The sequence below is a fragment of the Limnochorda sp. LNt genome, assembly GCF_035593265.1.
GTDB lineage: Bacteria > Bacillota > Limnochordia > Limnochordales > Geochordaceae > Geochorda > Geochorda subterranea.
Window position 1 is genome coordinate 2,018,332 of the sequence record NZ_CP141614.1, and the last position, 12,218, is coordinate 2,030,549.

The window sequence follows — 12,218 nt, forward strand, 5'->3', positions numbered from 1 at the left end:
CGCACTTCGCACGCCGCATACAGCGGCACGAAGGGAACGCCCGCCTCCGCCAGCAGGCGCCGGGCCTGCTCCTGCCCCGCCGAACGGGGCGGCTCCGCCTCCTCCTTGCCTGCCCACTCCTCGAGCGCCTTCGCCACCTCGTCTCGCCGCACGGCCAGCCGCTCCCGGGCCAGCTCCGCCTCCCTCAGGCGGGCCGCGATGCGGCCGGCCGCCCGGTCGAAGGCGGGGCGAAGGGGCTCCACCAGCTTCGAAAGCTCCGCTCCGTCCGCCGGGTAGCGGGCGATGGCTTCAAGGGCCGCCTCCCGCTCATCGGGCCGCACGTCGACCCCGCCGGCTCCCTCGAGCCACCCGTCGACGGCTCGGGCGGCCGCCTCCCTGGCGGCGTTCAGCGCCTCCCGGCAGCGCTCGGCCTCCCGGCCCCGTTCGAACAGCACCTCCCGCTCCCGATCCTCGAGCAGCCTCGCCTCCCGGTACTGCTCCTGCCGCCGGCGCAGCTCGCGCAGCGCCTCCAGGACCGCCCCCAGCGCCCGACGGCGGGCGGCACCCAGCTCCGACACGACAGGGGCCACCTGCGGCAGGGCCGGCAGCCGCTGCTGGGCCGGGAGGCGCCCCGGCGCTCGTCGATGGCCCGCAGGAGCCCCTCGAGGGTCTGCACGCCCGCGGCCCACGCCGCCTCGACCGCCCGCCGCACCGTCTCCGCGGCGCGCGCCCGCACCTGGTCCAGGTGGCCGCGCCACTCCTGCTCGTGGGCCTGCAGGCGGGCCGTGAGGGCCTGCAGCTCGTCCTCCGAACGCCCGACCTCTTGCACCGCCCGCCGCTCCGCCTCCCTGGCCCGGTCGAGCTGCCCCTCCAGCCAGCGCAGCGCCTCGAGCCCCTTGAGGGCCTCGTGCTGCTCCAGGGCCGTCCTGCGGCTGCGAAGCTGGCCGATGGCGAGCTGCACCGCCTCCAGCCGGGCGCGCTGCTCGGCCAGCGCCCCTTCGGCCTTCGCCAGGGCTGCCGACGCCGCCTCGAGGCGGGCCACCGCCGCCCGGTACTCCCCCAGGGCCGCCTGGTAGTCGACCGCGGCCAGCTGGGCGACCTGGTTGAGGTAGGCCGCGTAGCGGGCGTTGAGATCCTCCACCACCTGCAACTGCCGCCGGGCCTCCTCCAGGGACTCCATGCCCTCGTCGATGTCCCGGATGACCCGGGTCACCTGATCCAGCAACCCGCTCGGCAGCGGCGGCAGGGAGTCGGTCAGGAGTTCGCACAGCACCGACGGCTTGATGTCCCGGTTGAGCTTGGGGCTGCGCAGTTGATGGAGCAGCTCCAGCACAAACTCGTACTGCTCCACCTGCGGAAAGCCGAAGATGTAGCGGTTGACCAGCTCACGGTAGTCCGAGGCCCGCTCCACCACCCGGCCGCCGGGGCCCAAGAGCTCGGCCAGCTGGCGGGGCGCCAGCGGCTGGCCGGAGGGATCGACCAGGTCGAAGTCGAACCCCACCCGTCTCCCGTCGGTGACGACGAACCCCCAGAGGTCCACGGACTGGTCGACGCGGCTTCGGCTGGTGCGCAGCCCCAGCCCGATGGTGCGGTGCTCCCCGGTGCGGGCGTGCTCCAGCTCCAGCGCCACGTAACCGGTGCGGTTGTCGAAGTAGAACTCGCTGTCGGGCGTCGCCTCGGGGTCGCCCACCAGGTAGTAGGCCAGGCCCCGGCCCTGCCCGCCGAACGGGTCGAGCCGCTCCCGGCGCTTCTCGGCATCCAGCACCAGCGTGATGGCGCTGACCAGGACCGTGGTCTTGCCGGAGCCGTTGGCGCCCCGCAAGAGCAGCCGCCCCTGGACGAAGTGGAAGACCTCGTAGTCAAACAGCCAGTAGTTGATGAGGATGAGCCGGCTGGGCCGCCACCCGCGGGGCCCGCCGGCCCCGAGCTCCTTCTTCAGCGCCAGCAGCGCCTCGGGCTGCCGGGCTTCGCCGAGCAGTTGGGGCCGTTGGAGGTCAGCGAGGGCCATGCGGCGACGTGCCTCCTTCGTCACCATCGGCCGTCGGCGGCTGCGTGGCCGCCCACGGCTCGTGGGCGCCGGTGTCCGCACCGTAGGCCGCGGCGTAGCGGGCCAGCGCCGGGTAGACGGTCAACTGGCCGTCGGCGTCAGGCCCCGTCACGAAATCCCACCCCCGCATGGCAGCCAGCACCTCCCGCACCAGCTCTGGCTCGCTCTTGCGGCCCAGCGTGGCCCCCCAGTTGGCCCCGTGGCGCTGGCGCAGGCGGCTCACCAGGTGGGCCAGTTGGCCCTCGCTGATGCGCAGTCGGTCGCAAGCGTCGGGCCGAAGCTCGCGCCGCCGCACGGCCGCCCGCAGCTCGGTGCCGATGAGGAGCACCACGTGGCCCAGCGCCCCGCGGATGGGAAACAGGTCCGGGTCGGCCGCCGCCGAGCCGGTCGGCCGCAGCACGGCCGCGAAGCTATCGGTCACCTCCAGGTCCCACCCCAACGCCTCCCGAAGGTCGAGGGCGATGCGCTCCCGGGCCTCCCGGCGGCGCAGCAGTTCGAAGGCCTCGGGGTCGGAGGCCCGGTACAGGGCCGGGTCGAGCAAGAGCGTGCGGTACAGCCGCTGCCGGGCGTCGCCCTGGCCGGGCAGCGGCACCAGGGCCGGCGGCACCTCAAAATCGGGCTCGCCCGCCCCGGGCGGCAGCTCCACCGTCAGGTACGACGCCAGCGGGGTAAACTCGTAGAGGGTGTCGCCCCGGCCGCTGGCCACCCACTCCTCGGTCTCCCCGTGTACCCGTACCAGCACCTGCATCGCCTCCAGACTCTTCAGCGCCCGGGCCATGGCAAGGCGGGTGGCGTAGCTGTCCCAGTCGATGTGGCCGGGGCCCAGCAGCACGTTGGCCCGGTGCTCGATCTCCTGGATGAGCTGGCTCAGCAGGAACTGTTCGGCGCCGTTGCTGTCGGCGAACCACAGCACCCACGTGAACAGTTCGTAATCCAGCGGCGACTGCGCCCACCGAAACCCGTGGCCGGCGCTGGGCGCCGCGGGGATCTTGACCAGGCGCGCCAGCTCCCGGTTGAGCAGCACGGGCCAGCCGGTGCGGTCCGCGAACCACCGCCGGATGGGCTCCAGCGCTGCCCGGATGCGCCCGTAGGCGATGGGGTCCTCCCGGGCGAAGACGGCCGTGCGATCCACCAGGTCCACGAAGGCCCGCTGGTAGTCGGAGAGAGGCCGGTTCATGGGTGCGGCGGCTGCCCCCCGTCCAAACCCGAGTCGCCGGAGCCCGCAGCGGCAGAGACCGCGACCACGGCGGTCGTGGCAGCCGAGGAGGCGCCGTGAGCGGGCACCCCCTGGCCGCGGCGGGCGAAGGCTGGCGGGCGGCGCACCATCCGGAAGGCCGGCAGGTGCAGCCGCCCGTCCGGGGCGGACAGCGTCCCGACCGAGAAGGGCTGCGGGGGCTTCAGCTCGATGATGGAGCCGTCGGGAGCCTGCGCCGTCCAGTCGGGGCTCACCAGGCAACGCCCCAGCACGGCCAGCAGGCGGAGGCGCACGGCCGGCTCCTTGACGGTGAGGGAGCCCAGGTCGATCTCGCCGTCCCGGAAGATGGCCTCCCAGATGGCCGCCTCGGCCTGCCGGCGGGCCCGCTCGGCTTCCAGCACCCGCTGCTGCTCCTCCCGCCGCGGCCGCACCGCCGCCCCCCGGCCTGACTCCTGCCGGCCCCGCCGCACCGGCGCCAGTTCGATGAGCTGGGGCGCCACCTCCCACGCCGACCCGCCGTCGTCGAGCATGAACACCTCGGCGCTGCCCAGGAGGTGCCGCGGCGCCGGCGCCCCGAAGGCCAGACCCGCCAGCCGGTGGGCGTCGTCGAGGCGCTCGAGCCGGGCGAAGGCGACCGCCAGCCGTTCGAGGTCGTGGCGGCGGCTGACGGCCACCCGCCGGTCCATGAGCCGCTGGGCCTGACGGGTCACCTGCTCGATGGCGCTGGCCGTGCGCTTGCGCAGCGTCTCCCAGCCCCCGTCGGGGCGGAACCACCCCACCAGCCGCCGCCACTCCGCCTCTCGCACGGGACGCACCTCGTCGGCGGTGGGCAGCCGGTCAGCGCCCGGGCGGTACCGGGTCTCGAAGGCCACCAGCCACTCCAGCAGGCGGGCGGCCTTGCCGCTGCGCTCCCAGGCGGCGAGAAGGCTGCGGATGCGCTGGCCCTGGTTGTAGAGGCCGTCGACGAAGGAGGCCAGGTATTCGACCAGGAGGTTCTTGTAGGCCAGGAAGGCGTCCAGGTCGGCCATCTGCTCCCGAGCGCCCCGGTGCAGCGCCGCCAGGTAGTCGCTCGACTGGCTGCCCAGCTTGTCGAAGGCGTCGATGGCCTGGGTCCAGCGTGTGAACAGCGCCTGCAGCGCCGGCCGGGCCGGCAGGGCCTCCCGCTCGGCCTCCCCCGCGCCGTTGCCGTCCCTTTGGGCGTCTGCCCCCGCGCTCCCGCCCCCTGGCGTGGCGGTCGCGCTGCGCCCGTCCCCCGGCGCGCCATGCTCGGGCTGCCCCAACTGGACGTCGATCTCCCGGAGCTGCTCCCACAAGACGTCGATGAGGCCCACGTCGAGGGAGCCGCCCGTGTTGCGCTGGGACTCGAGCTCCACCAGGAGCCGCTCGAAGGCGATGCCGTACGGCGTCAGCCCGTAGCGCAACTGGCGCCGCACGAACTCCTCGACGGTCGTCGCCCGGCTGCGGTCCTGCTCGGCGTAGAGGTTGCCCCACTCGACCAGGGCGCGCAGATCCTGCTCGCACTGCTCCTCGGTATAGGCCGGGTCGACGTGGGTGCGCATCCACTCGTGCACCTCGTGCAGGCGGTGGGTGTAGCGGTGCTGCATGTGCTCGAGGTAGAGGAAGCGCATGATGGGCCGGTAGCGAGGGGCGTTCTCGGCGACCAGGTAGCTGGCCTCCCGCACCTGCCGCAGCAGGCGGTCAGGCACCAGCGTGCGGGCCGGGCGCAGCGCGTCGGTTGCGGGCTCGGCGGCGCTGATGGCAGCTTCGGGCGTGGAGGCGGCTTCTGGCAACGTTTCCCTTCCCAACGTGGACGGCCGCTCATCGGCCGGGTCATGGCACACGTGTTCGCCCGCGCAGGTCGCCAGTCCTGCCCAGGCACCCCCGCAACTCCTCGTCCAGCCACCTCTCCCACGTGCGGACGGCCATCATGCGCCGGCGGATCGGGTGGGTGAAGTACGTCAGCCGCACGAGAAGCCCGAACCGATCGTCGATCTCCATGCCGGTGATGAGGAACCCGGCCTTCAGCTTGGCGATGAGCACCGGGTTATTGGTGGCGTGGTGGAGGCTGACCACCTCCTGGAAGCCCAGCGCCTCGAGATGCGGCAGTAAGGACCTGAGCAGGGCCGTGTAGATGCCCTTGCGACGGTGTTCGGGAAAGAGGGCGGTGTTGACCATCAGGTACCGTGTGGCCGTCTCCTGCTGGCCGAAGTACCATCCGGCCAGCTCCTCCCCCCGCTTGAAGAGGATGTGGTGGCGGATGCGCCGGTCGGCGCGGACTCGCTCGGCAAGGGCGTCGCGCCGCTCCCTCTGCTGCTCCGTCAAGGCCCGCCCCCAGAAGAACGTAGCCCGTTCGTCGAAGATCCGGCCCCCGGCACCTTGCTATCCCCCATGACGAGCTGGGCTGCCCCATCTCCTGAGTCGGCATGCGCCGGGCTCGTCCCAACGGCCGACGCAACGACCTCCAGGGCAGGCCTCGCGCTGCCTCCCAGGCGGCCGAGCTCGCTCCGCGCCGCTACGTCGTTTGGTACTGGATGGACCTTGGTTCGCTCACGCGTCTCGAAGCATCCAAGATTTCAAGGCCAACCAGATTACCGTCGGCGTCGTAGTCGAGGATGACGCCGGGCTTGTCTTCGTCGCTCTCCGATACAGGCGCGTCGCGCAGGATGATCGTGAGGGTGTCCGTTCGGGCATCGTACGTGACTCTCATCCAGACCGCCTCCCGTACTTGCCCACCTTTACGGGGCTCTGCACCAGCAGCCCGGGCCACTCCGATGCCCGCTCGCGGTAGACCGAATCAGCGCAGGTGATCTCGTCGTGGTTGCCGGGTACGGTGACGACCCGCACGCCGGCCGCCTCCAGCCGGCGGAACTGCTCCAGCGCCGATGCCACCAGGGCCCGGCAATGCTGGCAGGCCCAGTGTACCACTCCCCGCGTGCAGGGCTCGCGCTGCCGCCTGCCAGTGCTGCGAGACTCGCTGCTCGAACCTGCCCTTGCCGGGCCATCTCTACAGCCCCGCCTGCTCCAGCCGGCGGATGAAGGTGTCTTTGCGGGCGTGCCGGGCGCGCAAGGATTGGAGCCGGGAGCCGAACGCGTCTGCCCGCCCGGCCTGCGCGCAGGCATCCCTCAGGTCTCGCAGCAGCTCGACGGCCTGATCGTAGAACCCCGGCCGCCGGGTGGCGATGAGTTCCTCGACCTGCTGCCATGCCTGCTCCTCCCGATTCGCCAGCTGCGCCAGGTACCGGGCCCGGCGAGCCGCTTCCTCGCGAGCGCGGCGCTCGCGCTCCTTCCGCTCCCTTTCCGCCTGCTCGCGCAAGCGCGCCGCCCGGCGCGCCTCGGCCCGGGCCAGCAGCTCCGACACGGTGCGGGGCGTATCGCCGCCTTTGTTCAGCCGGCCGTCGGCCGCCCCCAGTTCCCGGCGGGCCCGCTGGAAAAGCTCGTGGCCGACGTGGATGTCTCCCCGTAGCAGACGCAGCAGAAGCTCGTCTTTTTCCTGTACGGGTAGCCTGGCGACCCACGCGGCCATCGCATGCTCTGCCGGCAGAACGGCGCCCATATCCGGACTGCGCTCGGCCGCCACCGCAATGAGATCGGGGTCGACCCGCAAGAAGCGCGCCATCTCCTCGAGAGCCCCCGACAAGCGACCCAGGCCTGCAGGAACCGGCGGCTCGACGGCATCCTCCTCCAGCTCGCCGACCATGGCGCAACGTAGCCACCCCAGGTAGAGGCATCGGTAATCGCCCCGCGCCAGTTCGCCACGCACCGGGAGGATCGCGGAAAGCCAGTCTTCCCCCGTCTCGTCTTCCTCCGGGTCCCACTCCTCGCCCGACACCCCTGCCGACTCGCGGTCGGAGGTAAACTCGACGATCACGTGCTCCCCGCTGGCCCAGGCCGAGGCGCTCCCACCCGGACAGTATCGGGAAGCCGTCTCGAGGTTCAGCAGCCGGGAGGGCAAGCGGAGCATCAGCCGGCGAGTGCCCCAGTTGGCAAGGTAGAGAAAGGCATCGAAATACTGTTCCACGAGGGCTTTAGGGTCTCCCTTGAAGTCGCCCCAGTTGTAGAAGTTGGTGAAGCTGGTGGGCGTGATGTGGGCCCGGCTGGACAGGGCACGCAGCCTCGCCATCTCCTGGGGGCTCAACCTGCGGTCAAGGGACTGAAACTCATAATACTGGTATTCGCTCATCCGACCGCGCCTCCGCTCCCCGACCCGCCGCTGCTCGTCACACGCCGATGAGTCCTTGCCACTCCGGTAGATGCTCCCGCACGAGCGCCTCCAAGACACCGGGCCCTCGTTCGCGGGCCCTCCCGGCCGAACCCTTCGGCCGCCTGACCTGCAACCAGGTCTTGATGACCGTCGTCGCCGCCTCCAAGGGAAAGTCGGGCGCCCACGCCAGCACCGGATGTTCGTCATTCCGCTGGCGCTTGCTCCAATGTCGCAGGCGGTAAAGGCCCACCAGGATCCCCCGGCACATCTCCAGCGCCTGCTCCTCCATGCCCAGTTCGGCATAGCGGGTCATCTCGTCGACGAAGGGCTGAAGCGCCTCCTCAAGGAGTTCCCAGGCAGCGTCGTCGGGAGACGTGTAGCCCCACCGGCTGGGTCCTGCCCGGGCATTCAACTCGTCAAGGCCTGGAAGGCGTAGCTCCGCTTCTACGTCGTCAGCGACCCCCTCGAAGCTTACTTTCGATATCAGCGTCCTGGCGATTCCTTCCGCCTCCGCGACTAGTACTACGTCCCACAAGTTCGTTCCCTGGACATGACGGCTCCTTGACAACCTAAACCGGCACAGCCGGGCAAGAAATTTCGCAGGGCAGCAGGAGTCCGGCCGAAGGGCGCGAACTGGCGCCACGACGGGATCCGGAGACGTTCGCGGGGGTCAAAGGTGACCCGGAAACGGCTGCCCGTATGGCGATGCGGAGCGCGGACCCGGTGAGCTGGCCGCTGCCCGAGCTCACCGCGGACCAGCGCAAAGCGCTGCGGGAGTGGAAGTTCGGCCAGAAGGTCGAGCACCGGCTCTGGCTGCGGGCTTCCATCATCTGGGGGCTGTTTCACCACCGTTCCTCGGTCGCACGAGTCGCCGCCTGCGTCGGCGTCACGGAGCGGACGGTCCGCAAGTGGCGGGACCGGTTCCTCGAGGCGGGCGTCGCCGGCCTCTACGATCGACCCCGCTCGGGGCGACCGCCGCGCTTTGGCCCGGAGCAGCGCTGCGAGGTGATCGCCCTGGCCTGCGACGCCCCCGCCAACTACGGCTTCGAAGGCCAGACGCTCTGGACGTACGACACCCTCACCGATGCCGTCCGACGGACCCTCGGTTTGCCGATGAGCCGGAGCAGCATCTGGCGGACCCTGGAGCAAAACGCCCTGCGGCCTCACCGGGTGCGCATGTGGCTGCACAGCCCCGACCCGGACTTCAAGCCGAAGGTGAACCGCATCGTCGGCCTGTACCGGGACCCACCGGACGATGCCGTCATCTTGTGCATCGACGAAAAGACCGGGATGCAGGCGCTGGAGCGCAAGCACGAGACGCGCCGCGCGATCCCCGGCAGGCCCGGGCGCTGCGAGTACGAATACATCCGCCATGGGACCCAGTCGCTGTTGGCCGCCTTCGACATCCGTACCGGGCACGTCACGGCACGCTGCGGGCCGACGCGGACGGCGGAGGACCTGGTGAGCCTCCTGGAGGCAGTCGCCGAGGCGTACCGGGAGGCGGCGCGGATCATCGTGATCTGGGACAACCTCAACATCCACCATGACGGCCCGCAGGCGCGGTGGAGCCGCTTCAACGCCCGTCACGGCGGGAAGTTCGAGTTCGTGTACACGCCGCGGCATGCGTCGTGGGTGAACCAGGTGGAGATCTTCTTCTCCATCCTGCAGCGCCGGTGCCTCAAGCACGGGGACTTCCACTCCGCCGAGGAACTGCGAGAGCGCGTGCTGGCCTTCATCGCCCGGTGGAATACCGAGGAGGGTCACCCCTTCCACTGGACCTTCCGGGGGTACCCGATGCAGGAGAGGGCGGTGGCATAAGTGCCGCCAAGGCCTCCTTGGTGGGACCGGCCCGAGGTGCGTCGAGTCCTCAATGAGGCAGCCCGGGAGGAGATCCAGCAGCTCCTCACGGCCCGGGGGTTCACCCACCTGGGCGTGCTGAGCCGAGGCCGTCACCTGGTCATCTACGCGGAGGAGGGGGGCGAGAAGATGCCGCGCCTTCGCTTCGGCCGCATCGACCAAGGCCGGTACGCGCTGGACATGGCCAACCACCGCGGGGGGTGGGAGCCCACGCCCTTCACCGGAACCCTTGCCGAACTGTTCAGCCTGGTAACCGAGCAGTTCGGCTGGGTTCTCCTGGAGCTCTAGCCGCATCTTCCTCTCGCTCCTCTTGTGACGTTCCCGCGGCAGTGAACGAACTTGTGGGACGCACTACTAGTACTACGTCCCACAAGTTCGTTCCCTGGACATGACGGCTCCTTGACAACCTAAACCGGCACAGCCGGGCAAGAAATTTCGCAGGGCAGCAGGAGTCCGGCCGAAGGGCGCGAACTGGCGCCACGACGGGATCCGGAGACGTTCGCGGGGGTCAAAGGTGACCCGGAAACGGCTGCCCGTATGGCGATGCGGAGCGCGGACCCGGTGAGCTGGCCGCTGCCCGAGCTCACCGCGGACCAGCGCAAAGCGCTGCGGGAGTGGAAGTTCGGCCAGAAGGTCGAGCACCGGCTCTGGCTGCGGGCTTCCATCATCTGGGGGCTGTTTCACCACCGTTCCTCGGTCGCACGAGTCGCCGCCTGCGTCGGCGTCACGGAGCGGACGGTCCGCAAGTGGCGGGACCGGTTCCTCGAGGCGGGCGTCGCCGGCCTCTACGATCGACCCCGCTCGGGGCGACCGCCGCGCTTTGGCCCGGAGCAGCGCTGCGAGGTGATCGCCCTGGCCTGCGACGCCCCCGCCAACTACGGCTTCGAAGGCCAGACGCTCTGGACGTACGACACCCTCACCGATGCCGTCCGACGGACCCTCGGTTTGCCGATGAGCCGGAGCAGCATCTGGCGGACCCTGGAGCAAAACGCCCTGCGGCCTCACCGGGTGCGCATGTGGCTGCACAGCCCCGACCCGGACTTCAAGCCGAAGGTGAACCGCATCGTCGGCCTGTACCGGGACCCACCGGACGATGCCGTCATCTTGTGCATCGACGAAAAGACCGGGATGCAGGCGCTGGAGCGCAAGCACGAGACGCGCCGCGCGATCCCCGGCAGGCCCGGGCGCTGCGAGTACGAATACATCCGCCATGGGACCCAGTCGCTGTTGGCCGCCTTCGACATCCGTACCGGGCGCGTCACGGCGCGCTGCGGGCCGACGCGGACGGCGGAGGACCTGGTGAGCCTCCTGGAGGCAGTCGCCGAGGCGTACCGGGAGGCGGCGCGGATCATCGTGATCTGGGACAACCTCAACATCCACCATGACGGCCCGCAGGCGCGGTGGAGCCGCTTCAACGCCCGTCACGGCGGGAAGTTCGAGTTCGTGTACACGCCGCGGCATGCGTCGTGGGTGAACCAGGTGGAGATCTTCTTCTCCATCCTGCAGCGCCGGTGCCTCAAGCACGGGGACTTCCACTCCGCCGAGGAACTGCGAGAGCGCGTGCTGGCCTTCATCGCCCGGTGGAATACCGAGGAGGGTCACCCCTTCCACTGGACCTTCCGGGGGTACCCGATGCAGGAGAGGGCGGTGGCATAAGTGCCGCCAAGGCCTCCTTGGTGGGACCGGCCCGAGGTGCGTCGAGTCCTCAATGAGGCAGCCCGGGAGGAGATCCAGCAGCTCCTCACGGCCCGGGGGTTCACCCACCTGGGCGTGCTGAGCCGAGGCCGTCACCTGGTCATCTACGCGGAGGAGGGGGGCGAGAAGATGCCGCGCCTTCGCTTCGGCCGCATCGACCAAGGCCGGTACGCGCTGGACATGGCCAACCACCGCGGGGGGTGGGAGCCCACGCCCTTCACCGGAACCCTTGCCGAACTGTTCAGCCTGGTAACCGAGCAGTTCGGCTGGGTTCTCCTGGAGCTCTAGCCGCATCTTCCTCTCGCTCCTCTTGTGACGTTCCCGCGGCAGTGAACGAACTTGTGGGACGCACTACTAGCTCGGGGTGCGCGGCCAGCAACCGCGTCAACACCGCGTGGGCTTCGTGCGGTGTGAGACGCCTCAGAATCGACTGGCCGCCCTTCGCCTCCGCTCCTGTGCTCCGTCTCACGTCGGCCACCCCTCACTTGCGTCGCGGGACGCTCGCGAAGTTGACTGCTTCGACAGCGCTGCAACGTTTCACCAGCCGAGGCAGCTCCGCCAATTCCGCAAGAAGGTTCGACGCCTCACGGGATGGTCAGTCGCCGATTCGCCGCGTCAGCCGACCTTCGAGCAGCAGGCAGGTCACAGGCACAGCCGGCCCCCCCCGACGCAGGAGCCTCAGCTTCTCCGGCATGGGGTCATCCAGGGACTCGGAGTGGTGGCAGGACATCACCCGGTACCGTTACGTCGTCTGGTACTGAATAGACCTTGGCTCGGTCACACGCCTCGAGGCATCCAGGATTTCAAGACCCACCAGGTTGCCGTCCGCGTCATAGTCAAGAATGACGCCCGGCTTGTCTTCATCGCTTTCCGATACCGGCGCATCCCGTAGAATGATGGTCAGCGTGTCCGTTCGGGCATCGTACGTGATTTTCATCCAGACCGCCTCCAGTACTTATCCACCTTGCTGGTCCGGTATACCGTCACAACTTCGGCCGGCTGCCTGTCCACATCCACGAACACCCGGATAAGAGCCCACGGCTGTGAACCATGCCCGGCTACCCGGCTCTGGAACACCCACCGCCCTGGCCTCACTTCGAAGGCTTGCTCAGGACGTCTCAGAACCCGGCGAACCTCATCCAGTTGGAGCTGCCGGCGGCGTACCTGATCGAGCGCATGTTCGGCAAAGACGTAGTCTGAAATCCACACTGTGCCTTGCCTCGCTTCTCGCCGTCCGCCGGGCA

14 protein-coding genes are annotated in these 12,218 nt (G+C 69.9%); 4 read left to right on the plus strand and 10 right to left on the minus strand.

The genetic code is table 11. The features are described 5' to 3' along the window. Window positions 1–385: 385 nt before the first annotated feature. The 8 genes from VLY81_RS09635 to VLY81_RS09670 form a co-directional block, all read right to left on the minus strand. Window positions 386–1,987 carry a hypothetical protein gene (locus VLY81_RS09635; RefSeq protein WP_324667944.1) on the minus strand — a complete coding sequence of 534 codons (1,602 nt, stop codon included), beginning with the start codon at window positions 1,985–1,987 and terminating at the stop codon, window positions 386–388. Then, window positions 1,974–3,203, minus strand: a complete 1,230-nt coding sequence (locus VLY81_RS09640; protein WP_324667945.1) for a TIGR02678 family protein — start codon at window positions 3,201–3,203, stop codon at window positions 1,974–1,976. Before VLY81_RS09640 ends, VLY81_RS09635 begins: the two co-directional genes overlap by 14 nt. Then, window positions 3,200–5,011: a TIGR02677 family protein gene (locus VLY81_RS09645; protein WP_324667946.1), complete on the minus strand. Its 1,812-nt coding sequence runs from the start codon at window positions 5,009–5,011 to the stop codon at window positions 3,200–3,202. Before VLY81_RS09645 ends, VLY81_RS09640 begins: the two co-directional genes overlap by 4 nt. A gap of 40 nt (window positions 5,012–5,051) precedes the next feature. After that, window positions 5,052–5,543 (minus strand): GNAT family N-acetyltransferase, encoded by a 492-nt coding sequence (locus tag VLY81_RS09650; protein WP_324667947.1) that lies wholly within the window; start codon window positions 5,541–5,543, stop codon window positions 5,052–5,054. Window positions 5,544–5,733: 190 nt separating this feature from the next. Then, a complete protein-coding gene (locus VLY81_RS09655; protein ID WP_324667948.1) occupies window positions 5,734–5,928 on the minus strand; it encodes a DUF2283 domain-containing protein in 195 nt (64 codons plus the stop codon). After that, complete coding sequence (locus VLY81_RS09660) at window positions 5,925–6,110, minus strand: hypothetical protein (protein ID WP_324667949.1); 186 nt, start codon at window positions 6,108–6,110, stop codon at window positions 5,925–5,927. The genes VLY81_RS09655 and VLY81_RS09660 overlap by 4 nt, the downstream gene beginning before the upstream one ends. A gap of 115 nt (window positions 6,111–6,225) precedes the next feature. Further along, on the minus strand, window positions 6,226–7,401 hold the full coding sequence (locus tag VLY81_RS09665; RefSeq protein WP_324667950.1) for a hypothetical protein: 1,176 nt from the start codon (window positions 7,399–7,401) through the stop codon (window positions 6,226–6,228). A gap of 37 nt (window positions 7,402–7,438) precedes the next feature. Then, window positions 7,439–7,834, minus strand: coding sequence for a hypothetical protein (locus tag VLY81_RS09670; RefSeq protein WP_324667951.1), 396 nt, complete (start codon window positions 7,832–7,834; stop codon window positions 7,439–7,441). Window positions 7,835–8,121: 287 nt separating this feature from the next. Between VLY81_RS09670 and VLY81_RS09675 the strand changes: the two genes are divergently transcribed. From VLY81_RS09675 to VLY81_RS09690, 4 genes are all read left to right on the plus strand, one after another. Beyond that, the gene (locus VLY81_RS09675) at window positions 8,122–9,240 is read left to right on the plus strand and encodes an IS630 family transposase (protein ID WP_324667952.1); all 1,119 of its coding nucleotides are present in this window, start codon (window positions 8,122–8,124) and stop codon (window positions 9,238–9,240) included. Between the two features lie 36 nt (window positions 9,241–9,276). Then, window positions 9,277–9,567: a hypothetical protein gene (locus tag VLY81_RS09680; protein WP_324667953.1), complete on the plus strand. Its 291-nt coding sequence runs from the start codon at window positions 9,277–9,279 to the stop codon at window positions 9,565–9,567. A 249-nt stretch (window positions 9,568–9,816) separates the two neighbouring features. Beyond that, a complete protein-coding gene (locus VLY81_RS09685) occupies window positions 9,817–10,935 on the plus strand; it encodes an IS630 family transposase (RefSeq protein ID WP_324667954.1) in 1,119 nt (372 codons plus the stop codon). A gap of 36 nt (window positions 10,936–10,971) precedes the next feature. Beyond that, window positions 10,972–11,262, plus strand: coding sequence for a hypothetical protein (locus VLY81_RS09690; RefSeq protein ID WP_324667953.1), 291 nt, complete (start codon window positions 10,972–10,974; stop codon window positions 11,260–11,262). A gap of 454 nt (window positions 11,263–11,716) precedes the next feature. Here the strand turns inward: VLY81_RS09690 and VLY81_RS09695 are convergent, their stop codons facing one another. Continuing rightward, window positions 11,717–11,911, minus strand: a complete 195-nt coding sequence (locus VLY81_RS09695; RefSeq protein ID WP_324667955.1) for a DUF2283 domain-containing protein — start codon at window positions 11,909–11,911, stop codon at window positions 11,717–11,719. After that, the gene (locus VLY81_RS14720; protein WP_405001242.1) at window positions 11,908–12,183 is read right to left on the minus strand and encodes a DUF4258 domain-containing protein; all 276 of its coding nucleotides are present in this window, start codon (window positions 12,181–12,183) and stop codon (window positions 11,908–11,910) included. The genes VLY81_RS09695 and VLY81_RS14720 overlap by 4 nt, the downstream gene beginning before the upstream one ends. Between the last annotated feature and the right edge of the window lie 35 nt (window positions 12,184–12,218).